The following is a 22,023-nucleotide window of genomic DNA, read 5'->3' as shown; positions in this document are numbered from 1 at the left end:
TATTTAGGTTCTTCCCATATCTAAGTAGGCGCTTTTTAATCTTTATGTTAGATTAAAACTGACAGTTTTAATTACTTAAGGACTACAATGAAGTGGCCTAACCTAAAACACCTGCACTATTTAGTAACTCTGCACCAAGAACAGCATTTTCATCGAGCCGCACAGCGATGTAATGTGAGCCAATCGACCCTCAGTACGGCCATTCAGAATCTTGAAGATCATTTTGGTAGCCAACTACTTGAACGTGAACACAAAACTTTTGTATTTACGTCGCTAGGGCTAGATATTGTTGAGCGCAGTAAAGCTTTGTTACAAGACGCTGGCGAACTAGTTGAGTATGCACAGAATGCTGGCAATTGGCAGCGTGGTTCGCTTAAATTTGGTGTTATTCCTACCATCGCCCCTTTTATGTTTGAGGGTATGATTGGTGCGTTTTCAACATTTCTTCCTGACATCAATGTAGAGATGCAAGAGGACACTACCGAAAAGCTTCTTCAACAGCTCATCGATGGTCAATTGGATTTGTTACTGTTAGCGCTTCCTATGGAAACGCCCGGTTGTAAGCAGATGGTGTTGGGTCATGATCCGTTTCACTTAGTGGCTCATGAGGATATGGCACAAACGCTACCTGATCCGATGGACGTGTCCACATTACCTAAGAAAAGTATTTTTTTGTTGCAGCAAGAACACTGTATGACGGGACATGCCGTAAGTGCCTGTAATCTTCAGCACAGTGACCAAATTAGCAGTGTGGCTGCAAGTAGCTTGTACACTTTAGTGCAGCTCGCTAATAGCAAAATGGGTTATACCTTCATGCCAGAATTGGCACTGAACCAATCTATCCTAACTAATACGCATCTCAAATCTTTCCCTGCTGAAGCCCAAGCATTTAGAGAGATTGGTTTGGTCTGGCGCTCAGGCACTACCAGAATGCAGTTGTTCCGTCGTGTGGGCGAAATTATTGCGCCTTTGTTACCTATACCTACATTAAAGTAAACGGCATCGATGACTCTCCACGGATGGAGTAGCTATTGTCGAATATCTTTCTTCGAAATTCTTTTCAGTTTTTTTCAAACTATTTCTCTACGTCCGTCGACTTTATCACTACAACAACAAATTAATAATCAACATTATGGGAATTGCCGTGTTTACCAAACGCGATGAAACATTGGTAAAACAAGCAGTGAAAGGAAGTGACAAAGCGTGGCACTTACTACTGACGCGCTATGAAAAGCCGATTTTTAATTATGCCTTGCGAATGACAGGTAATGCTGATGATGGTGCGGACTTGATGCAAGATATTTTTATCTCTGTGTATCGCAGTTTAACTCAGTACAAAGGTGATGGTGCCTTTAAAAGCTGGTTGTTCCGTATCGCTCACTTTCGGTGCGTGGAGTACTACCGACGAAAACGACATTGGGTCGACGTAGATAGTGTTCCTGAAATGGAAAGTGAAGCGAGCTGTCATGATGTGGCGTTGCACAGCAGTCGACAATCTAGGGCACTTATCGAAGCAATGCAGGGGCTACCGTTAAATCAGAAAGCCGTCATTGAACTTAAGTTTTTCGGTCATTTCACATTTGAAGATATCGCTAATCAATTGGACGTTTCAGTGAATACTGTGAAATCTCGACTCTATAGTGGCCTGAGCAAATTAAAGTTGGAGCTAGACAATGAACTCTCCTAATAAATCTTCTAAACACCTTCAAGACAGTATTTTTTCAGCATGGTTGGAAGGAAGTCTGAACGATGAAGAACAACGACATTTTGATCATTTTTACGGGACTGATAAGGCGTTTGCCAGTGTAGTGAACAATGCAAGGCAGGTTCAAGATATTGCACAAGATTTTGATAGTGTACCGCTTCCGCACTGGGATAAAGGCAGGCAATTCGCTTCATCTCCCTACCAGACGAGGCGCTCTGCGCCATGGTTTTCATTCGCAGCAATGGCAATGTCAGTGGGAGCTATGTTTTTAGTACTCAGCGGAACTCAGCTTCGCATTGATGAGCATGGTGTGACTTTCTCAGTGGCAAGCTCTCAAGCATCACTCAATGCCATGGTTGACAACAAATTGACTCAGTTTCACAGCGACAATCAAAAGCTACTGCAAAACTACGCAGATGCCATGCGAGATCAGCAAGAGCAAAGTGCGGCTGCGCTAACCCACTATTTACTCACGTCGAGTAGGCAAGAACGTCAGGCCGATTTTGCAGAACTAGTGGCGTTTATTAACGATCAACGCCAGGACGACCAGCGATTTATGACGCGTCAGTTGAGTTCGCTACAGCGTGAAATTGATTCCATTGGGCAGGGCTATTCATCAACCATGCCTGCAAACTATTTAATGTCTGAAGAAGACGAGTAAACATCAGGAAAGTATCATGAAAACAGTAAGAACAATCGTGGGGCTATGTCTTTTCTCCAGTGTGGCGGTTATTGCCGCTACCGATTCCACGGCGGAGCGTTACAGCGATCTATCAAATGAGTTGGAGGTATTGTCTAACGTGGTAAAAACCACCTTTCGACAAAATCAAACCGAGAGAGGTTGGAGTATTGGCCAGCTACAAAGCAGTTATCTTGCTGGGCAAGGAGCCGTTATGAATGTCTCTGTAGGCGGACATTCTAGAGTGTGGATTGAAGATATTGAAAACATTGTAACGTCTATGACCTTACCTCCGAAAGCGCCCAAGGCTCCCATTGTTATTGACGGTGATAGCTTTGAGTTTTCTATAGATAGCGACTGGGAAGCGGCAGCCGTTGATGCGAGTCGGAGAATTGTTGAAGTCTTTTCCAGTACCACCGATCAGCTAAGAGAGCTTCGCTCAGAGCAGCGTGAACTCAGTTGGCAAAAGCGAGAGCTTGAACGAGAGATCCGCAATATGGAGTTTGCCACACGTCAAGCGAGCGAAGATGAACAAGAAACGCTTAGAGTTGAAGTTGAGCGGTTACGAGAAGCTGTGCAGGCGTTGACTGAGCAAGAGGGTGAATTAGGTGAGCAACTCGAAACGATGGCGCAAGAGCAACAAGCTCGGGTTGAGCAACAAGCCTCTTTACACCAAGAGGCATACGAGAGCTTTCTTGCCACGTTTGAGTCGAGTTTAGGGGATGCCTTATGTCGCTTTGGTGCCGGTTTACGCGCCTTGCCCAATGATGAGCATGTTAATGTCGTGCTCAAGGGCGTCGAGAAAGGCACAGATGGTAGAGAAAAAGACAGGATCTACGTATTCTCAAAAATGGACATTAAAGCGTGTGTCCAAGAGTCTATTGACGAATCTGGATTATTGACTCAAGCACAAGTCTACGTCTTTTAATACGCTATTTTCTGCCGATTGCCGCAGCCCACTCCAATGCACTACGAGGGAGTTGGTTAGCGGCATTTTTGCCAAAGCTGTGCAGTACTGCGTAAGCGCTAGATGTAGACATCCCCTTATTGACGCAAAGTGCAAATAACAGCAGACTACAGCGCTGTTGTGTGCCATCGCAGTGCAAATAAACACTTGCACCATCAGCTAGCAGTGCTTTTAGTTCGGTTAGGTACTGTTGGATATAGGCTTCTTCATTTTGCGTAGCTGCTTTTTGACGGTCGAAAGGTAACCATACCCAAGTGAGCCCAGCTTCAAGTGCTTTGGATTCGTAGCTACGACCTTCCTCCTCTCCTGTTTGCACAGTGGCAAGGTGAGAAACCCCTGATTGCTTCAATTTTACTAAGTAGTCATTATCGGGTTTTTTGCCGAGACAAATACGCCCTGAGCCTAGTGTGAACCAAGCAATGTTCAATAGCGTTGTCGAATTAGCGGTTGATGATGTCATACAACAAAATAATAAATCGAAAAATAATGGCAGCTACAGCCGCCTAGCACAAAAAGATGCCAAACAGCATGGGTGTATTTTACCTTTTTCGCTACGTAAAAACAGACCCCTACAGAAAAGCATAGCCCACCAGCGACTAGAAGCCACAATCCAGTGCCCGGTAACGCTATGTACAAAGGATAAATTAAACCAATGGCAATCCAGCCCATCAGTAGATAGGTTGTAACTGAAAGCTTGGGGAACCTGTGTTGTGCAATGAGTTTAAAACTCACTCCCACAAGCGCAAGGATCCATATGACTGCAGTCATAGTGATACCTAAAACCCCGCCGATAGACACCAGTAGTATAGGGGTATAAGTACCGGCAATTAAAAGGTAAATTGCACTGTGATCGCATAGCTTTAGCCATGACTTGAGCTTGGTATCTGTGATGCTGTGATATAAGGTTGAGCTCAAAAACATGATAATCAATGAAGCGCTATAAATCGCAGCAACAGTGATACTAAGTTTGTCATCTGCACGGTACAGCATGAATATCAAGCCAACGATTGAAGCGATAAAGCCAATACCATGGCTTGTTGCATTTAACCACTCTTCTGCAACGGAGTATGCTTTAGCAGGAAAACTCGACATGCTACTTCTCTTTTTTTGACCTATCTAACAGCTAAGGTTAACAAAGCCGAGATGGCAAGTGTATGAAACTAAGATGAAGGTTCATCGTCGTCAAAACTTCGATACAACTTATCGAGAAGTTGTCTCAGTTCACGCCCTTCTTCTAACGTCATATCATTGAATTTACATAGCATTTGCTTAGGCACATTCTCGGCTTCACTTTTCAGTGCTTTGCCCGATGTGGTCAATACGATGTATTTTACACGTTTGTCTTTGGTGTCTTTTTTGACGCTCAAATAGCCTTTATCTTCGAGCTTTTTGAGCATGAGGCTCATCGCGCCGCCATCAATCCCCGTTTTACTTACCAGCGCGTTAATAGTGATATTGTCGGATTCCCACAGTGCCATCATGGCAATATATTGTGGGTATGTGATATCCAGCATATTAAGAAGTGGACGATACGCGCGGCTAAAGGCATTCGATATTAAGTAAAATCGATGGCAAAGTTGATTTTCGAGTTTTAATGCGTCTGACACGGAGTATTACCTCAACATGTGATGAGAGGCTATTTTGCATGCAAAGTTAATGGTAGGCAAGGGCATAACTACTTTAAAAACTATTGTGCTTAGTCTGCCAGTATCGATATTGGAAGACCTGCAATGGATTCAGATAGTTTGGAGAGATTATCTTGTGGTACTGTTACTTTCATCGCAACGTCAAGTGCGTAGTCACAACTATCTACGCTTCCCTCACACTCACTGACAAGGTGTCGCAAGAATTGCTCATGTTTGAAGTCAGCTCTTAAAAGAGCACTACACTGAGGTGCTTGCTGTTTAACTTCTAACTTTGTCATGACTTGTTGCGCTGCGCCTGAATAGGCGCGGACAAGGCCACCAGCGCCTAGTTTAATGCCACCGAAATAGCGCACCACGACAATCATGATGTTACCTACGCCTTTGTGTTGAAGCACGTTTAAAATGGGTTTGCCAGCGGTACCCGACGGCTCGCCATCGTCTCCCATAGCGGCACTGTCAGGCATGTCTGGATTACCTAGTTGATAAGCCCAACAATGATGCCTTGCATCTGGGTATTTTCCTCGTAATTCGGCTAAAAAACTCATTGCCATAGAACGGCTGTCGGCAAAGGCAGCATACGCGATAAACTTACTTTTTTTCACTTCAAGTAAGCTTCGAGCTTGAGAGGCGGGAACGGGATAGTGCATCGACGCATAATAACGCAGATGTGTGTCGGGTAAAATGGAAAATGAGGTACACTAATCGTCGATAATTCCCCGCAAACTGAAAACACCCATAAAAATGAAGATATTGCATACATCTGATTGGCATCTTGGTCAGAGCTTTTTTACTAAAACCCGTGCAGACGAGCATCAGCAGTTTTTACTTGGTTACTCCGACTAGTAGCGCAGGAACATATTGATGCTATTGTGGTAGCTGGCGATATCTTTGATACGGGAACACCGCCGAGTTATGCACGTACTCTATATCATCAATTTGTGTGTGAGCTTCAATCTTATCAATGCAGTTTAGTGGTACTAGGAGGGAATCACGACGCCGTTTCTGTACTTAATGAAAGTCGCGACTTACTCAAGTTTCTGCACTGCCACGTTGTGGCAAGTACCGCTGTAAACCAACAAGAACAAGTATTTGTTCTTAATGATAAAACAGGCAATCCAGGCGCCATTCTCTGTGCTATTCCATTCATTCGCCCAAGGGATGTGTTAAAGAGTCAGGCCGGTGAAGGGGGCACGGATAAACGTGTAGCGTTGGGAGACGCCATAAAACAGCATTACGCTACATTGTATTCAGAAGCGAAAGCGCTACAAAGTACCATGAACAATCCCGTACCCATCATTGCTACAGGGCACCTTACTGCCCTGGGAGTAAAAACCTCTGACAGTGTCCGTGATATTTATATAGGTAATTTAGAAGGTTTTGCTGCGGATGGGTTTCCTCCCGCGGACTATATTGCGTTGGGCCATATTCATCGCCCTCAAGTTGTCGCTAAACAACCCCATATCCGTTACTCCGGGTCTCCTATTCCGTTGAGTTTTGACGAACTCAAAAGTCAAAAGCAAGTGGTAGTAGTTGCCCTAAACAAAGATGATGTAACCAGTATTTTGCCAGTCAATGTGCCCTTATTTCAACCCATGGCAGTCGTACGCGGAAACATGGATTCACTGAGTAAAGAGATAGATCTGGCGTTAGCTAAACACTCCTCTGTTATCGACAGTCTTGAAAAGTCACTTTGGCTTTGCGTTGAGATTGATACGCAAGACTATCTAAGTGATTTACAACAGAGGGTATTGGCAATCACAGAGGGGAAACCTGTAGAGATTTTACAGTTGCGTAGAGTAAGAAATAAAACACTTAGTGGGCTATCACAACAACACAAGGAGACGTTGGCAGAGCTTTCCGTTACTGATGTGTTTAATGAACGACTGGATAAAGAGGCCTTTGATACTGAGCCTGAACAAGCGCGTAAAACTCGAATAAAAACACTTTTTCAAACTTTGGTCAGTGAGGTTGAACTTGCTCAAGTAGACAACGGTGAGAGCGAATGAAAATTCTTACGTTGCGATTTAAAAACCTCAATGCCTTAAAAGGTGAGTGGAAGATTAACTTCAATGACTCTCCCTTTATCGACAGCGGACTTTTTGCGATTACAGGGCCCACGGGCGCAGGAAAAACGACGTTATTGGACGGGATCTGTCTCGCGCTTTATCACCAAACCCCCCGTCTTGGCCCAATAACTACCAGCGACAACGACATTATGACGCGAGGTTGCGCTGAGTGCCTCGCAGAAGTGGAGTTCGAAATAAAGGGTAAAGCATATCGGGCATTTTGGAGTATGCGCAGGGCAAGAGGGCAGGTAGATGGGCGTTTACAAAATGCCGATGTTGAGCTTGCTGAAGTGGAGAGTGGCAATGTATTGGCTACACAAGTTCGTCAGAAAAGTGAGTTAATTGAGAGTCTCACCGGTCTCAATTTCGGACGCTTTACGAAGTCTATGATGTTATCGCAAGGTGACTTTGCCGCATTTCTCAATGCCAATGAGAACGAGCGAGCAGAATTACTTGAAGAGCTAACGGGTACAGAAATTTACGGCAATATCTCCAGAGCAATACATCAACGTTTTACCGATGCAAAGCAACAGCGAGCACAATTTGATATTCGATTGGAAGCTATTGATTTGTTGGATGAAGAGACACTCTCTGCATTACAACAAGCAAGTACTTCATTGCACATTGAAGTCAGCAACCAGAAACAAGAGTTAACGTCTCTGAGAGAGCAGCAGCATTGGCGAATGCAGTTTGACCAATGTGAAAAGCGACAGGCGCAGCTCACCAATGAAAAAGCTGAGTTTGAACACTCGAAAAACCTTGCTAAATCCCAATTGGATAAACTCGCCTTGGGAGAGCCTGCTCAGCAGTTACGTCCACAATATGATGAAATTAAGCGCAAGGTCTCTGACAGCGAAGCTTTATTTAAACATATTCAAGAGGTTACCTCAGTACAGTCTAATAGCGAAAATCAGTTGGAAACTTCCAAAGTACGGCTATTAGATGCTGAGACAAAGTACAATAAGGTTGTCGCTGAGCAAGAACAGCTAAACACACTGATCGGTGACGTTGTTATTCCATTGGACAATCGATTACGCGAACTTGCTCGTGATAAATCCCGGTTAGTTAGTCAAAAAGTACTCAATCAACAACAGCTAGAACAAACAATCGAAGAATTATCGTCGAAACAACAAGTACTTGAAGATAAAAAAATAAAGCTAACCGAAGCACAAACTTACTTATTAGCCAATAAAGGTGATGAGACCGTTCTGGAGAGCTTGAGTGGTTGGCGAGCGCTCGCTCAACAGGGAATTTCACTCGGCGACCAGATAGCAGACTTGACGGCAAAACAGGATATTGGTGTTTGTGAAGTGTCGAATAAAAAAGTAGAGGTTATCGAGCTTGAAAAGCAACTTATTCAAATAAGCCGGGAGTTGGACGTCAACCAGCGAGACTCTGCGAGTAAATATGACGAGTGGCAGAGACTATTGGAGCGAGGATCTCCAGAGGTACTCGAGGCGAAAATCTCTGAGGCTAATCAGCGCTGGAAACTCGGGCTCAACGGTGAACAATGGCAAAAGCGCCACGGAGAGTTGATTGATAAAGTTGAATCGCTCTCGAGTGAGAGTGCAAAGGTACAAAAAGAAGTGGTGCATTTTTCTCAGTTGCAGGCGCAGCTCAGAGAACGCTATAAGTCTACAAAACAACAACTGCAAGATGTTGCTGCGTTAATTGCTCAAGAAGAGGAGCTAGCGCAATTTCGCCATCAGTTAATTCCACAACAGCCTTGTCCGCTTTGTGGATCGACTGACCATCCTTTGGCGTCTATGCACATTGATTTGCCTGATACAGTAAAGCGTCGAGAAGCTCTGCAAATCGAATTAAGGGACATTGAGGAAAACGGTCAAGAAGCAAAGCTTCAACGAGAAGGGGGCGAAAGAAGGCAGGAGCAGATACAAAGTGAACTTAGTCAAATAAATAGTGAAATCAATCAATTAGGTGCCCAGTGGTCTTCTGTTCTGGCCGAGATGGGCGAGAATATCGATATTGAGGACCGTCAAAGCTTAGTCAGTTATATTGGCAAGCAAAATGCGTTGTTAGAAAAAACACAAGCATTATTAAAAGCCCAGTCTCAAAGACAACAAGACTACCTGAAAGCCTCGGAATTATTCACTGCCGCACAAAAACATCACGGTCAGTTACAAAACCAAGTGGCACTAGCTCAGCAGACACTAGCTCAATTAACAGAGACTCAGCGCAAAGGTAAAGAGAATCTAGAGAACTTGAAGGCTCAAGTTGAAGCTTTACAAAGTACGCTAGAACAGCAAATCTCTCAACACGGCGCTGGTCTGCTGACCTTCGATGAGATCTTGTTATGGTTAGATGAAAAACAGGCTTCAGCGAAGGCTTTTAAATCGACATCTGAACAGGTTCATACATTAAGTTTAGATATCGCGCCGTTAAAAACAGATATCGACAACCTTGCGCAGCGACTCATCGATTATCAAGCGCAGCAAAAAAGATTTGATGGTGATATTGATGCTCTGGCGAGTGAGATACAAACACTAGAAAGAGAACGCACGTCTGTGTTTCCGCAGGGAGACATAGTTCAATCTAAGCAAACTATGCACGCTCAATCAAACGATGCGCTGAATGATCTCAAACTCAATCAAAGGCAAGTGTCGGAGCGAACCACAGAGCATGCTGCGTTGACATCAAAGGCCAATACACTAAATCAACAGCTAATAGACATGAAAGGTCATATTGCAGAGCTATCAATTAAATGGACCAGTACCATTGAAAATAGTGTGTTCAAGAGCGAAGAAGATTTTCTATCTGCGCTGCTCAGTGATCATGAGCAAGAACAACTCCAGAAACTCGATGAAGAACTAAAACGCAAAGCTCACTACTTAAGCACGATTACACAGCAGCTACTAACACAAGCCAATGAGCTTAATGATCATCAACATTCTGCCCTCTGGAAACGTGAACCTCTGGCTTCTGTTGAGCATAAGGTCGATGTGTTAGTGGAGCAGCATGAATCTAGCCTGGCGCAATTAGGAAAGGTGACACAGCAATTAGAGGCTGACGAAACGACAAGAAAAAATCAACAGACATTACTCGAACAGAAAGCGCAATTTGAACAAGAATATGACGATATTGCTTACCTTCACTCACTGATTGGGTCGGCAAATGGTGACAAATTCAGAAAGTTTGCCCAAGGGCTAACCCTAGATAATTTGGTCTATCTGGCAAACGGCAGATTGGACAAGCTTCACGGTCGATATCAATTGAAAAGGCAGTCGGGTGAAGGTCTGAGTTTGAGTGTGCTTGATACATGGCAAGGTGACGTAGAGCGAGATACAAAAACTTTATCCGGTGGTGAAAGTTTTCTCGTGAGTTTAGCTTTGGCGCTGGCGTTATCTGACCTAGTGAGTCATAAAACCAGTATAGATTCACTTTTTCTTGATGAGGGGTTCGGTACGCTTGATGCCGAAACCCTTGATGTTGCATTAGACGCATTAGATAACCTAAATGCATCTGGAAAAATGATAGGTGTAATCAGTCATATTGACGCCATGAAAGAGCGTATTCCCACCCAACTAAAAGTCACCAAAAGAAATGGTGTAGGCAGTAGTGTTTTGGACAGACGCTATGCACTAAACGTCGAAAATTGAATATCTTTCATTTAACTTCTGAGTAATCGTCTATAGTAAGAATATCGCAGTATTCTTTTTGATAGTTGGCCTTATCGCAATCTTTTCAATGGCTAACCTATTTCATCTCGGACGGCAATGAAGCTAAAAGAGCGGCTTTTATTTTCTTACCTTTGTGTTGCACTGCTTCCGCTACTTATATGCGGAAGCGTGCTTTATTTCATTGAAAGACTGCACATAGAACGTCAGGTTATCGATCATCTGCAATCTGTTGCGTCTATTCAATTTAATCGAATTCGAGCTGCTCAGCAAAAAGAGTTCGACATGTTTCGCACGGTTGCCTCTCGAACCCGGCTTCGTCAACTCATTAGCGAATACAATCTCGCACCACAGGCTTTTGATAAAATTCAGAGTATCAATAAGATCCTTAAAGATGCCAAAGAGGGGATTCTTCACTTCAGAGCCATAAGTTTGTACGACGTAGACGGCGTACTAATTTGCGCTAGCAATGAAGACAGGTTCCCCTATATTGACCGCTCAGTTTATACTTCTACCAGCGACTACGTCATTGACGTCTCGTATTCAGAGACCGGACAGTTGGTGATGAACGTTTATGGTCCAGTGTTACTCGAAGGTGAAGCCATTGCCTTCATGGTAATAGAGATTCTACCAGACAGCATGTTGTCTCTGGTGCAGGACTATACCGGCTTGGGAAAAACCGGAGAGACAGTCGTTGCATCTCGTAATAAAGACGGTGACGCCGTTTTTCTTACTCCGACTCGACATAACAGCAATTCTGCGCTGAACATTGTTATACCTAAAGACAACCTTAACATCCCTATCATTCATGCACTTAACAAATCGACCAGTACGTTTACCGATTTTCCTGACTATAGGAATGAACCGGTAATTGCCGTTTCCCGATATATCGAAGAAGTTGATTGGGGGATCATTGTTAAGATAGATAAGCAAGAAGCCTATGACCACATCAATCGCGCGTTTTTTAAACATCATCTTTTTTGTCGTATTGGTTGTGTTGATTGTACTTGGATTGTCCATTTACTTTGCTAAACGTATCGCATCTCCTATCACCGTGCTTAATCAGGCAGTGAATAAGATTATCCAATTTCAACAGCGAGAAGCGGTTGTTATTAAAGGCAATGATGAGGTGGCTGAACTCGCATTAAATTTTAACGTGATGACATCCACCCTATTCAACATTAAAGACGACCTCGAACTTACGTTAAAACAAATTGGCGAAAAAAACGCTCAGATATTGAAGGATGCCGTCAGATTTAAACGTTGGGAGTCTTCTAGCTTCATCGGGATTATTCGTGGAGACACCACAGGGAAGATCGTGGATGTGAATGATACTTTTTTATCTATGCTCGGATATTCTCGAGAGGACTTTGAACTGGGCGCTGTCAGTTGGATGAAAGTGTCAGACTACCAATACGAGCAAAGTGATGAAATGGCATTTGAAACCCTGGCCGAGAGCGGTGAAATTCCTGCCTATGAAAAAGTGTTTGTCGGTAAGCATGGCGACCAAATGACGGCACTTATCGGTGGAGCAACGTTTGACGATGACAGGGATGAGTTTATCGCGTTTATTGTTGATATTACGAGCCAAAAACAGGCCGAAGAACGAATCAATAAACTCGCGTTTTACGATGATTTAACGGGTGCCATGAATCGATACTCTTTTGAAAACGATATTAAAGACTGTATGGAGCGTATTGAGGGAAGGTCGATAGACGACCACATACGCAAGCGTCACCAATTTGCTTTGCTATTGATAAACCTTGATAAGTTTTCCCAGTTTAATCTTATCTATAATGAAGAGATGGCTGATGAGCTGTTGCGTGCTGTTGTCGATAAAATCAAAGTGGTATTGCCTTCTGGCTGTGAGATATATCGATATTCGGGGGATAGCTTTTTTATTATCGTTCAAGACTGCCTGCGCAATGTAGACGGTGATCAACTGTATGAAAACAAACCGTCGTTTTCCTACAATTTGGCAGACAAACTTGTAGATATTATTGCAGCCCCTGTGGTTATTGACGGTGAAATGGTCAGTATTACCGCTTCTATTGGTTTATTAGAAAATTATGTTCCTTCGATAAATCACAAGGATCTCAAACCTCTTTTGGAACTGACAATGAAGGGGGCGAAGGCTGACGGTGGCAATCGTTTTGCCGTCGCAACGGTAAGAGAAATCGCTTTTTTACGGCGTCAATTCGACCTTATTTACGCCATGCAAAATCACAGTTTTTTGGACGAACTCTATTTAGTCTTACAGCCTCAATTCGATACCGCGAAGAATATTGTTGGTACAGAAGCACTGGTTCGCTGGAACTCTCCTGAGCTGGGCAATATAAGGCCAGACGAGTTCATCGCACTTGCAGAGCAAAATGGAAAGATTGTTGAGATTGACACCTGGGTCATTGAACAGGTGTGTGAACTGTTAGCTGTGTATAACTCAAACAAGTCTTATGCTGGCTCAATTTCTATTAATATAAGCGCCAAACATATTGCGCAACCCAGCTTTCTCAAGCGATTTACCAGTACTATTGAAGATTACGGCGTGAGTTTTGAGCAGATTACACTGGAGTTGACCGAGAGTGTTCTAGTGGCTGATTTTCAGTTGATTAGCGAGAAAATGCAGACACTGCGTGAAAAAGGCGTTCGGTTTTCGATAGATGACTTTGGTACAGGATACTCAAGTCTCAGCTACATTAAGAACCTTCCGGTAACTGAATTAAAGATAGATAAAACATTTATTGATTCTATTGTTTCAAGTGACAGCTATGTACCCATCGTAAATCTGATAATTCAAATGGCTAATGCGCTGAACTTGAAAATTGTTGCAGAGGGCGTTGAAAACCAAATTCAACTGGATTACCTAGAAGCGCAGCGCGGAAACGTTGCTATTCAAGGGTATTATTTTTCTAAACCGCTGCCTGTAGAAGAATGGGTATCTCGTTTTATTAACTGATGTTTTCGCGTTTGGCGCAAAACTCAACTAATTTACTATGGTAAGGAAGCGACCGTTAGGTCATGTTTAAATGAACGGCTCCACATTGAGGTTACTGAATGTCAGCGCAGAGTGAATTGCAACTGAACATCATCCGTGGTTTGTTGGACACAAAAGTCACTGATGAAACTCAAGGAAATTTGTTTACTGAAACGCTAGGCGCCTTGTCTGAATTGCTCTCCACTAGACTCATTATATTTAGCGAAGTCTATAAAGACAGTCAGAACAATCGCTATAAGTTCTCTCATCATTTAGTGGCGAGTAATTCTCATGGAAAAAACGCTGGTAAGTTCGAGTTTGAGCTTGCTGAGAACGAGCGCCCCACTTTGTTTCAAGCTTTGTATGAAAAAAGAAGTGAACTCCTAGTTACAGGTGAATCACTCCGTGACAATCTTCTTAGTGTTGAGTCCTGGGTATCTAAATTTAACTTCAGTGACCAGCATTTCTCGGTAGTTCCTTTTTTTAATAAAAACGATTTGTGTGGGCTCGTAATATGCAAGGTCAAGGAAGCCACAGCAATGGACACTATGTTCCCAGCAGTACATCAGTGTTTATCGTCGCACTTTGTGAATCGAAGTGTGTATTTAAAGCAAAAACTCGATATCAATACTTACCAAACCGTATTAGACCTTATGCCACAGCGGGTGTTTTGGAAGAATCGTCAGTCAGTTTATGTCGGTTGTAATAAGGCGTTCTCAGATGACGCTTCAAAAAACTGTCCTGCGGACCTCGTTGGTTTGACCGATTTTGATGTCTTCCCAGAGCAAGCTGAGCTGTATCGTGGCGATGACGCAAATACGATGTCTACGAGAGAACACATGATTTGTTCAGAAGAACCGCAGACACATCAGAATGGAAATACTATTTGGTTGAGAACGTCCAAACGTCCCATCATTGATGACAACGATGATGTAGTAGGGGTGGTAGGAACCTACGACGATATCACGCTACTCAAAGATGTCCAAAGTCAACTACAAGCACTTAACGAGTCGTTGGAATCCTTGGTGGAAGAACGCACCGAAGCGCTGACTCAATCTAATTGCAAATTAGAAGAGACGCTTAGCGCCCTAAAATCAACGCAAGAGCAACTCATTGAAAGCGAAAAAATGGCTGCACTAGGTAATCTTGTTGCAGGAGTAGCTCACGAAATTAACACGCCACTGGGTGTAGCATTAACCTGTGCTAGCCATTTAGAACACATCTCTGGCTCGCTGCAATCCAGTGCTAAAACGGGCTCACTGAGTAAGAGTAAATTTGACGAGTATTGTCACGACATCACCAACGGTTGTGATTTGCTTCTGACAAATCTACACAGAGCCGCAGAGCTTGTTGAAAACTTTAAACAAATAGCGGTAGATCAAACTCATAATGAGCAACGTTCGATAAACGTGAAGTCATACCTAAAAGAGATCCTCAGTGCGATGTCACCCAAGGTAGAGAAGAAAAACATAAGAATGTTCGTGAGTGGAAAAGACAACGTCGTTGTTAAAACGCTTCCAGGTGCAGTTTCTCAAATAGTCACCAATTTAATCGATAACGCATTTACCCATGGGTTTAGAGAGGTGTTTAATGGTGAGATTCGCATTCACTTTAAGCAGGTTGAAGCAAGGTTGCTCATTACATTTCAAGACAATGGCTGCGGTATAGACAGTAACGCATTAAAGCGCATATTTGAGCCCTTTTATACCACTAGCCGGGAGCATGGTGGCACAGGGCTGGGGCTGAGTGTGGTTTACAACCTAGTGACTCAGTCATTAAAAGGAGAGATAACGGCAACGAGTAGACTGGACGAATGGACAAAGTTTGAACTCAGTTTTCCGATAGGAACAGAGTAAATGGATATGTCTGATCATTTACTGTCTCAAGCCTTTCAGGCCTTTACTCATCCTATTGCTATTATGGATAGCCAGTTCACCATTGTTTACGTGAATCAAGCGTGGAGCTCATTTTCGAACCAATATAGCCCTCCATCGAATGTTGAATGGATTGGGTATAACTATTATCAGCCAGAATCTACATTGGACTATGACAGTGGAGAGTTCAAAACCCTTGTTATTCAAGGCTTAACAAAACTGAGAAACGGCACTTTGTCCAACTTTACCATGGAGTACCCAAGCCATAATGACGGTAATGCTTGGTACGAAATGAAAATAGACAGATTTCAATATAACGACAGTACCTACTTTATTATTTCTCATCAGGATATCTCACAGCGAAAAAGTTTAGAGCGTGAGAATCAGCGACTGACTCGCACAGACCCATTGACTAAAATTGCTAACCGCCGCAGATTCGATGAGTTTCTTGACTACGAGTGGCATCATTGTCGCAGAAATCAGCATCCTATCTCCCTCGCAATTGTCGATATTGATGGCCTCAAAGCGATCAATGATAGCTTTGGTCACGAGATTGGCGATAACTGCTTAAGAGAAGTTGCGCAAAAAATGAAGCAGTATACGGGGAGAGCATCAGATATGTGCGCTCGTTTGGGCAGTGATGAATTTGTCGCATTATGGGGAAATACGTCTAGAGGCCAATCCTTAAAGCTGGCGCACAACCTATTAAACGAGATTAACACTGTTCCTATAAGTGCACTCGACGGCCAAGATGCAGGGCACCTAGGAGTAAGCATCGGGTTGTGTTCAATCGTGCCTACAGACAATGACTTTAAGGCTTTCGTTACTATGTCTGATAGCTTGATGTACGAGGCCAAACAATCTGGGAAAAATCGTATCAATGTTAGGTCGCGTTAGAACGATTCAAATTAAGGGTAACCAAACAGTGCCTTTAGCTTACTTGTAAAACCCCTCGCTTTCCCACACTTTGCGATCATATACCCCCATTGCCACCATGTGGCTTTTATTGGGTTCAATTGGTAGGGGTGACCAACAGCACCATATTTACAGGGAATGAGCTCGGACTCTGCCTCGAATGTTCCAAATAGTTTATCCCAGATAATCAATACGCCCGCGAAGTTTTTATCAATATGCTGGTCTGCGACCGAATGGTGAACTCGGTGATGGGAGGGTGTGTTGAATAGGTACTCAACCCATCCTAGGTTTTTGATCACTTGAGTATGCACAAAAAACTGAAAAGCAAGATTAAGTGCGACCACCAAAAAAGTAAGTTCTATTGGAAAGCCAATGAATATTAATGGCATCCAGAACACCCACATTCCAGCAAGTGGATACATAAAGCTCTGTCGAAATGCTGTCGTTAAGTTCATCTTAGGTGAACTGTGGTGCACAACGTGTGCCGCCCACATCCAATGAATGTTGTGGCTAGCCCTGTGGAACCAATAGTAAAGAAAGTCCTGCAGAACAAATGCGAGGAACACAGTAATGAATGTTAACTCGATGTCGAAGAGACGCCACTGGTAGAGATACAAGAATAGTGGGCTTAGCAAGGTGAACGCGAGAAGATCAGAGCCTTGATGTAATAGCGCAAGCAATGTGCTGCTAACACTGTCCTTGATTGAATAATTTTCCCTATGGGATCTATATTCCCAAGCGATACATATGAGAAAAATAGGGCTCAATAGCAATAGAATGATTTCAACTTTCATGGCGCTCTCTTACCTCTGAAGAAGGTTGATGATGAGAGTCAAAGTATGTTGCTAACTTGAACAGTGCTGACGTAACGTCACGTTTGATAAACCAGCTGAGGATGAACCCGGGTAGTAGCGTGTTTGACTGGCATGTAATGGTGTAGTCAACCTCACAGTAAGAGCCGCTGTTGTAGAGTTTTATCGTTCCTAAGTGATTTTTTACTGGGGCATCACCTACCACCGCATAGCAAATCGTATCGTCGTTGACGACAGTAATAACCTCATCAAAACTGATTGGTCCGATTTTTACCGTGCGCTTTGTACCTTCGCCGCCCACTACTTCAGATTGGTTGGTGGTTGATTTTACTTGAAAACGTGCATTGAAAAACCGCTCTAGCCCTTCGTGATTAAGCAGCTCGTCTCTCACCTGAAGAGTTGTCGCTTTCATTGCCTGTTTAACGTGAATGTACAATTTCACACTCATTTTTCAGTTCACTTATTTAACAGTTTAAGCATTATTAGGTTTACAAGCTTGCTAAAAGACGACAATAATTTGTCCTCAGGCGTCAAAGTGGTTAGAGTAATTCTGCTGAGTAATGTGTCTAGTGCTTACAACATCTAAAGCGTATTTTTCGAGTGTGCTTCAATATCTAGAGCAGCATGGCGTGAGCCCTGAAGACGCTTTATGTATGCTCAAGGAAGATTTTTCTGATCTGAATAATGCTGATGTTCGGGTTTCACTAGAAAGCTACGAAAAGCTCCTTTGTCTGGGGGAGTCCTTGCTGTCAGACCGTCTTTTCGGGTTTCATTTGGGGCAAGATATTCGCACCGCAGATTTTGGTGTACTTGGTTATCTAGTGGAGTCTTGTTCAACCCTAGAGGCAGCACTGAAGGTCTTACTCCGATTTGATAGTTTAGTTGCGGATATTGCTGTGGCTAGCGTGCTTCACAACGAACACTATGTTGAAATTAGATGGACACCAAAAACACAGACAAATAAACACGTGATTCTGCGGAACATGACCGCATGGGTAGCGATAACAAGAAAGATTGTTCGTAGCGACATTGCCCCAAGTAAGATGAATTTGACGGTTGCGTTGTCTGGTCATGAACGGTCGCTACTTGAGCAGTGGTTTGGTTGTGAAGTGTGTACCAAGCAGCAGTACAATGCACTTATTTTTCCTACAGCGTTTTTGTATTTAAGCTTTGATTCTAAAAATCCAGATTTATATTCGACACTGACTAATCTTTCAGAGTCGCAACTGACTGCCTTAGCATCATCACACCCTTATCAAGATAAGCTAAGCCACTTACTCGAACAAACACCGAATTTAGGGGAAGTATCGCTAGATACATATGCAATTGCTTTTACTTTATCGCCAAGAACACTGCAACGACGTCTGCAAGCTGAGGGGACAACTTTCGTCCGCATGTTAGATAAAGAAAGAAAAAAGAGGGCGCAACGACTCATTGTGAATACAAGTTTATCTGAACTATCCAATTTACTTGGATTCAACGATCAAAGTGCGTTTAACAAGGCATTTAGGCGATGGTTTGATCAAACACCCTCAACATTTAAAAAGAGTATGGATAGGTGCTAAAAGCAATGCATAAAAACTAGATATTAAGACGTAGTTGTTTTCTTAAAAAATGGGATTACAATTGTAATCTTAATATTTATCAAATGAGAGAAATTCGCTTAATGAAATGTTTGTATCAATTATTTAGTTGCCTATTTTTACTGTTGCTATTGAGTGCTTGTGCAAATCAACCCACGATTTACGTATATGCTAAGTACTTAGATGACGAGCAACGAAATGAGTTGACCGAACAACTGGAAAAAGAAGATTTGCAGGTCAAACTCAATGAGTTCGATTTCCCTACAACTATATCGACCAATACATTACTGTACTCGTTATTGCTTCAAGATGAACAGACCATCGACACAACAAGTGAAGTGACAAAACGTCTAGGTTTTCCGATTAATTCCACAGCGTCAATTACCCAAGGCAATCATTGGTATACGAAAAATTCACTCGCTATTTTTTTGTTTCCCGATGGACAAAGGCCCGCTGATTCGCTTTTGCCACAGGACCTAGTGCATGTTTATGTGGGAGAAGGGTGTGGTGATGGCAAACGGCTTACCCTACATAAAAACGGTACTTATACGCTTGAGCTAAATCGAGAAGACGAAAATACTGGGGATAGTGTTACTGCTACTGGTAACGGGCAGTGGAAGTTCCGTCAATTTCCTTACCTAGAGCTGCAAGAGGTGGGCGCTCACTATGCCAACTACTACTTTGAGATTTCACAAAACCATACTGCCGATAAAGTGAGTGATCTTGTACTCACATCATTAACGCTTATTAATGATAATAGCGCTAATCCACTGGCTGAAACTTGTGTGTTTGAGTTTGGAGAAAGAATCTAGTGCTACACGTTTGAGGAAATGGTGGCCCCACCCTGACTTGAACAGGGGACCTACCGATTATGAGTCGGGTGCTCTAACCAACTGAGCTATAGGGCCATTTCTTGATGAAGTCTGTTAATAGCCACCTTGGCTAGAAACGAGCGCAGTATAAGCAGTTTTACCAATCATGTCACGTGTGGAAATGTTTTTGATAGATAGTTTGCTTGATTTTTGTTCATTGTCTTCTTTATTGGCCCATTTATGTGTAACTTAAGCCTATTAATTGGTTATTTTTTGCGGTAGTTGTCAGTCCATGAATGTCTGTTTTTCTCGCGTTGTTAAGTCGTTTTGTATGCGCGCACTTTTCTTGATAGTTATTGTGGCCGGGTTATCTGGTTGTGATGACTGGTTTGCTCCTTCTCGACAGCCGGGAGAAATACCTTTTGTGCTTACCGGGTTATCAAACGATGCTTGCCCACTAGAAGTCACCGTTGAAGGTCAACCATGGACAGTCGATCATTTCGCGTTTTACCTAAGTAATCCTGAGATTAGAATCGACGGACGCTGGCATGCTATTGCGTTTCATCCCAGTGAGTGGCAAACAAAGAATATTGCCTTATTGTCTTTTCACAATGCCTGTGGCGAGACGCCATCAGGAAATCAAAGTATTGTTTTAAATGCGTCAGAAAAACTAATGAAATTAGCCACCAATCTGCGCTTTACCTTGGCAGTACCGTTTGAAAACAATCATGCACTAGATACACCACCTACAGCACCTTTGGGCGCCCCAAACATGTTTTTGAATGCTCAAAATGGTCACTATTATTTGCGCTTAGATATGCATAAAACAAGTACTCCAACGGAAACATTTGCCTATCACCTGGGCAGTGCAGAGTGTGAATCAGTGTCGCCAAACCATGCTCCCAACAGGGCATGCGGATTTACGAATCGAATTGAATTTATATTACCTATGTTGCAGTTTGATACGGAACTCACGTTGGAACTGTCGGTATCGAATATCGTTTCTCAGGTGAACTTCAGTCAATATGAAGCTGGATGCGTTTTTACTTCGCCAGAACAAGCGCCATGTGATCAATTGTTGAGAAATTTACTCCAGCGCCCCTGGATACAGTGGGATGACAATGTGTACAAAATTTAACAACCTTTAAGGTGATTGCTAGCAAGGTCATTATTTTTGATTATACTTAAGTAGAAAATATCTGGGTATTTTTGTTTATTCGTGCATGATTAAACAATTTTTGATATGTTTTTGTTCTATATGTTAAGTAATATTTAAGAAGTAGCTGTCGCGGAGACGATAATGACAGAAAAGCCGTATTTGGTAAGTGGTCGTAATACCCTTATCCACAAAATTCGAAAGCTCGACCTTTTGGTAGTTAATGGCGATGATACGCCGCCGATCCTCGTCACTTATAAAGGTATTAAGCGCTACGAAGGAAAAATCCCAGAGAATAAGCGCGAAGCCAAAATGATGGATATGGAATTGGTCGATGTAACTACCGGTGAAATTTTTGGTGACGAAAAAACACTGATATTTATTCAAACTCTCAACGGAAAAGAGTACAAAATCGATTACAGTAAGCCCGACACCAGTATGTTTATCAAAATCCACCAAGACAGTATTTTTTGATGCTGTATCCGGGGTCAGTCTAGCTGACCCCAATTGTCCGCTTCAAAAGAATTAAATCCCATTATCTTTCGCTTATCGCCTTTTAGCTGAACGTAGCGGTTCTCGAATATTGCAAATCGGCATATGTCTACGGGGGTGACTTCAGAGGCATTAACGTTGTTTACTATCCCTGCTTTTTCGAGGCCTTCTGCAACTAACTCTGAACAAAACCAGCTACTGAAATCCTCTTGATTATGGCTTATCTTACCCAGTAGCGGGTGATCGTCTATGGCGTCTACTGCAGAGCCAAACAACTGCAAAATATCATAGCCTTTACCATCTTGTTCGAACATAAAATTGAAAAATTCAGTGCGGTTTTGTTCGAATTTTTCACGTGCTTGTTCTCCCAAAGGAAGCCACCAAATATCGCCGTCATAATCCCGTAGGCGGTCGCTCAGACGATTAGTCATCACACCTCGCTTTCCTTGATAGGCCGTCGCTTCCATGACTTGGTTGAAATACCGCCCACCTTCTTCGTCCCTCATTTTTGTCTGCATAACAATGGCAATATGAGTGACTGACGAGCGTGTGGTTAATTTGGTCCATCGAGAGAACAAGCTATTTCCTCCGAACGCGATAACATCTCCCGGTCTCATTTGTGCTCGAATCGATGGATAAGGATGTGATTGGTGCATTTCTTTCCCTTCCTTGTGAATAAAAATGGAGGTTGTTTCAAAGTATGTGCG

Annotated in this window: 21 protein-coding genes and 1 tRNA gene; 14 read left to right on the top strand and 8 right to left on the bottom strand. The window is 43.0% G+C overall.

Annotated features, from left to right (window positions below):
• Window positions 1-87 precede the first annotated feature (87 nt).
• The 4 genes from EYS00_RS13115 to EYS00_RS13100 all read left to right on the top strand — a co-directional run bounded on the left by EYS00_RS13115 (window position 88) and on the right by EYS00_RS13100 (window position 3,312).
• Window positions 88-996: a hydrogen peroxide-inducible genes activator gene (locus EYS00_RS13115; protein WP_130637326.1), complete on the top strand. Its 909-nt coding sequence runs from the start codon at window positions 88-90 to the stop codon at window positions 994-996.
• Window positions 997-1,144: 148 nt separating this feature from the next.
• On the top strand, window positions 1,145-1,687 hold the full coding sequence (locus tag EYS00_RS13110) for an RNA polymerase sigma factor (RefSeq protein ID WP_130637324.1): 543 nt from the start codon (window positions 1,145-1,147) through the stop codon (window positions 1,685-1,687).
• Window positions 1,674-2,366 carry a hypothetical protein gene (locus EYS00_RS13105; protein ID WP_130637322.1) on the top strand — a complete coding sequence of 231 codons (693 nt, stop codon included), beginning with the start codon at window positions 1,674-1,676 and terminating at the stop codon, window positions 2,364-2,366. Before EYS00_RS13110 ends, EYS00_RS13105 begins: the two co-directional genes overlap by 14 nt.
• 16 nt (window positions 2,367-2,382) lie before the next feature.
• Window positions 2,383-3,312 (top strand): hypothetical protein, encoded by a 930-nt coding sequence (locus EYS00_RS13100; RefSeq protein ID WP_130637321.1) that lies wholly within the window; start codon window positions 2,383-2,385, stop codon window positions 3,310-3,312.
• 4 nt (window positions 3,313-3,316) lie between these two features.
• On the opposite strand, the gene EYS00_RS13095 is transcribed toward EYS00_RS13100, so the two are convergent.
• The 4 genes from EYS00_RS13095 to EYS00_RS13080 all read right to left on the bottom strand — a co-directional run bounded on the left by EYS00_RS13095 (window position 3,317) and on the right by EYS00_RS13080 (window position 5,644).
• A complete protein-coding gene (locus EYS00_RS13095) occupies window positions 3,317-3,811 on the bottom strand; it encodes a hypothetical protein (protein ID WP_130637320.1) in 495 nt (164 codons plus the stop codon).
• The gene (locus EYS00_RS13090) at window positions 3,808-4,443 is read right to left on the bottom strand and encodes a hemolysin III family protein (protein WP_130637319.1); all 636 of its coding nucleotides are present in this window, start codon (window positions 4,441-4,443) and stop codon (window positions 3,808-3,810) included. The genes EYS00_RS13095 and EYS00_RS13090 overlap by 4 nt, the downstream gene beginning before the upstream one ends.
• Window positions 4,444-4,511: 68 nt before the next feature.
• The gene (locus EYS00_RS13085; RefSeq protein ID WP_130637318.1) at window positions 4,512-4,958 is read right to left on the bottom strand and encodes a MarR family winged helix-turn-helix transcriptional regulator; all 447 of its coding nucleotides are present in this window, start codon (window positions 4,956-4,958) and stop codon (window positions 4,512-4,514) included.
• A gap of 89 nt (window positions 4,959-5,047) precedes the next feature.
• Entirely contained in the window at window positions 5,048-5,644 is a 597-nt protein-coding gene (locus EYS00_RS13080) for a YigZ family protein (RefSeq protein WP_130637317.1), read from the bottom strand.
• Between the two features lie 222 nt (window positions 5,645-5,866).
• Here EYS00_RS13080 and sbcD point away from each other — a divergent pair, with 222 nt between their 5' ends.
• From sbcD to EYS00_RS13050, 6 genes are all read left to right on the top strand, one after another.
• Entirely contained in the window at window positions 5,867-7,003 is a 1,137-nt protein-coding gene (gene sbcD, locus EYS00_RS13075; RefSeq protein WP_373995571.1) for an exonuclease subunit SbcD, read from the top strand.
• Window positions 7,000-10,680 (top strand): SbcC/MukB-like Walker B domain-containing protein, encoded by a 3,681-nt coding sequence (locus EYS00_RS13070; protein WP_130637315.1) that lies wholly within the window; start codon window positions 7,000-7,002, stop codon window positions 10,678-10,680. The genes sbcD and EYS00_RS13070 overlap by 4 nt, the downstream gene beginning before the upstream one ends.
• A 117-nt stretch (window positions 10,681-10,797) precedes the next feature.
• Complete coding sequence (locus tag EYS00_RS13065; protein ID WP_130637313.1) at window positions 10,798-11,730, top strand: cache domain-containing protein; 933 nt, start codon at window positions 10,798-10,800, stop codon at window positions 11,728-11,730.
• Window positions 11,639-13,654, top strand: coding sequence for an EAL domain-containing protein (locus EYS00_RS13060; protein ID WP_130637311.1), 2,016 nt, complete (start codon window positions 11,639-11,641; stop codon window positions 13,652-13,654). The genes EYS00_RS13065 and EYS00_RS13060 overlap by 92 nt, the downstream gene beginning before the upstream one ends.
• Before the next feature lie 98 nt (window positions 13,655-13,752).
• Window positions 13,753-15,528 carry a PAS domain-containing sensor histidine kinase gene (locus tag EYS00_RS13055; protein WP_130637309.1) on the top strand — a complete coding sequence of 592 codons (1,776 nt, stop codon included), beginning with the start codon at window positions 13,753-13,755 and terminating at the stop codon, window positions 15,526-15,528.
• Window positions 15,529-16,443 (top strand): sensor domain-containing diguanylate cyclase, encoded by a 915-nt coding sequence (locus tag EYS00_RS13050; protein ID WP_130637307.1) that lies wholly within the window; start codon window positions 15,529-15,531, stop codon window positions 16,441-16,443. It abuts the gene before it with no gap.
• 11 nt (window positions 16,444-16,454) lie between these two features.
• On the opposite strand, the gene EYS00_RS13045 is transcribed toward EYS00_RS13050, so the two are convergent.
• Complete coding sequence (locus EYS00_RS13045; RefSeq protein ID WP_130637305.1) at window positions 16,455-17,255, bottom strand: sterol desaturase family protein; 801 nt, start codon at window positions 17,253-17,255, stop codon at window positions 16,455-16,457.
• Entirely contained in the window at window positions 17,245-17,721 is a 477-nt protein-coding gene (locus EYS00_RS13040; RefSeq protein ID WP_130637303.1) for an SRPBCC family protein, read from the bottom strand. Before EYS00_RS13040 ends, EYS00_RS13045 begins: the two co-directional genes overlap by 11 nt.
• A 121-nt stretch (window positions 17,722-17,842) precedes the next feature.
• Here EYS00_RS13040 and EYS00_RS13035 point away from each other — a divergent pair, with 121 nt between their 5' ends.
• A complete protein-coding gene (locus EYS00_RS13035; protein WP_165399382.1) occupies window positions 17,843-18,838 on the top strand; it encodes an AraC family transcriptional regulator in 996 nt (331 codons plus the stop codon).
• A 101-nt stretch (window positions 18,839-18,939) separates the two neighbouring features.
• Window positions 18,940-19,668 (top strand): hypothetical protein, encoded by a 729-nt coding sequence (locus EYS00_RS13030; RefSeq protein WP_130637299.1) that lies wholly within the window; start codon window positions 18,940-18,942, stop codon window positions 19,666-19,668.
• Between the two features lie 19 nt (window positions 19,669-19,687).
• Here EYS00_RS13030 and EYS00_RS13025 read toward each other — a convergent pair.
• Window positions 19,688-19,764, bottom strand: a tRNA-Ile gene (locus EYS00_RS13025).
• Window positions 19,765-19,999: 235 nt separating this feature from the next.
• On the opposite strand from EYS00_RS13025, the gene EYS00_RS13020 reads away from it, so the two are divergent.
• Window positions 20,000-20,806: an MbnP family protein gene (locus EYS00_RS13020; protein WP_130637297.1), complete on the top strand. Its 807-nt coding sequence runs from the start codon at window positions 20,000-20,002 to the stop codon at window positions 20,804-20,806.
• Window positions 20,807-20,968: 162 nt separating this feature from the next.
• Window positions 20,969-21,298 carry a hypothetical protein gene (locus EYS00_RS13015; protein ID WP_130637295.1) on the top strand — a complete coding sequence of 110 codons (330 nt, stop codon included), beginning with the start codon at window positions 20,969-20,971 and terminating at the stop codon, window positions 21,296-21,298.
• A 14-nt stretch (window positions 21,299-21,312) separates the two neighbouring features.
• On the opposite strand, the gene EYS00_RS13010 is transcribed toward EYS00_RS13015, so the two are convergent.
• Complete coding sequence (locus tag EYS00_RS13010) at window positions 21,313-21,972, bottom strand: hypothetical protein (RefSeq protein WP_130637293.1); 660 nt, start codon at window positions 21,970-21,972, stop codon at window positions 21,313-21,315.
• Window positions 21,973-22,023 lie beyond the last annotated feature (51 nt).

It is taken from the genome of Alteromonas sp. KUL49, assembly GCF_006538345.1.
In the GTDB taxonomy this organism is placed as follows: Bacteria; Pseudomonadota; Gammaproteobacteria; order Enterobacterales; family Alteromonadaceae; genus Alteromonas.
This window is presented reverse-complemented; position numbering and strand designations above follow the sequence as displayed.

What these genes read in the sequence shown, in the direction of transcription:
- EYS00_RS13115 (WP_130637326.1), top strand. Translation starts at nt 88, where the DNA reads ATGAAGTGGCCTAACCTAAAACACCTGCACTATTTAGTAACTCTGCAC.
- EYS00_RS13105 (WP_130637322.1), top strand. Translation starts at nt 1,674, where the DNA reads ATGAACTCTCCTAATAAATCTTCTAAACACCTTCAAGACAGTATTTTT.
- EYS00_RS13100 (WP_130637321.1), top strand. Translation starts at nt 2,383, where the DNA reads ATGAAAACAGTAAGAACAATCGTGGGGCTATGTCTTTTCTCCAGTGTG.
- EYS00_RS13095 (WP_130637320.1), bottom strand. Translation starts at nt 3,811, where the DNA reads ATGACATCATCAACCGCTAATTCGACAACGCTATTGAACATTGCTTGG.
- EYS00_RS13090 (WP_130637319.1), bottom strand. Translation starts at nt 4,443, where the DNA reads ATGTCGAGTTTTCCTGCTAAAGCATACTCCGTTGCAGAAGAGTGGTTA.
- EYS00_RS13080 (WP_130637317.1), bottom strand. Translation starts at nt 5,644, where the DNA reads ATGCACTATCCCGTTCCCGCCTCTCAAGCTCGAAGCTTACTTGAAGTG.
- EYS00_RS13070 (WP_130637315.1), top strand. Translation starts at nt 7,000, where the DNA reads ATGAAAATTCTTACGTTGCGATTTAAAAACCTCAATGCCTTAAAAGGT.
- EYS00_RS13065 (WP_130637313.1), top strand. Translation starts at nt 10,798, where the DNA reads ATGAAGCTAAAAGAGCGGCTTTTATTTTCTTACCTTTGTGTTGCACTG.
- EYS00_RS13060 (WP_130637311.1), top strand. Translation starts at nt 11,639, where the DNA reads ATGACCACATCAATCGCGCGTTTTTTAAACATCATCTTTTTTGTCGTA.
- EYS00_RS13055 (WP_130637309.1), top strand. Translation starts at nt 13,753, where the DNA reads ATGTCAGCGCAGAGTGAATTGCAACTGAACATCATCCGTGGTTTGTTG.
- EYS00_RS13050 (WP_130637307.1), top strand. Translation starts at nt 15,529, where the DNA reads ATGGATATGTCTGATCATTTACTGTCTCAAGCCTTTCAGGCCTTTACT.
- EYS00_RS13045 (WP_130637305.1), bottom strand. Translation starts at nt 17,255, where the DNA reads ATGAAAGTTGAAATCATTCTATTGCTATTGAGCCCTATTTTTCTCATA.
- EYS00_RS13040 (WP_130637303.1), bottom strand. Translation starts at nt 17,721, where the DNA reads ATGAGTGTGAAATTGTACATTCACGTTAAACAGGCAATGAAAGCGACA.
- EYS00_RS13030 (WP_130637299.1), top strand. Translation starts at nt 18,940, where the DNA reads ATGAAATGTTTGTATCAATTATTTAGTTGCCTATTTTTACTGTTGCTA.
- EYS00_RS13020 (WP_130637297.1), top strand. Translation starts at nt 20,000, where the DNA reads ATGCGCGCACTTTTCTTGATAGTTATTGTGGCCGGGTTATCTGGTTGT.
- EYS00_RS13015 (WP_130637295.1), top strand. Translation starts at nt 20,969, where the DNA reads ATGACAGAAAAGCCGTATTTGGTAAGTGGTCGTAATACCCTTATCCAC.
- EYS00_RS13010 (WP_130637293.1), bottom strand. Translation starts at nt 21,972, where the DNA reads ATGCACCAATCACATCCTTATCCATCGATTCGAGCACAAATGAGACCG.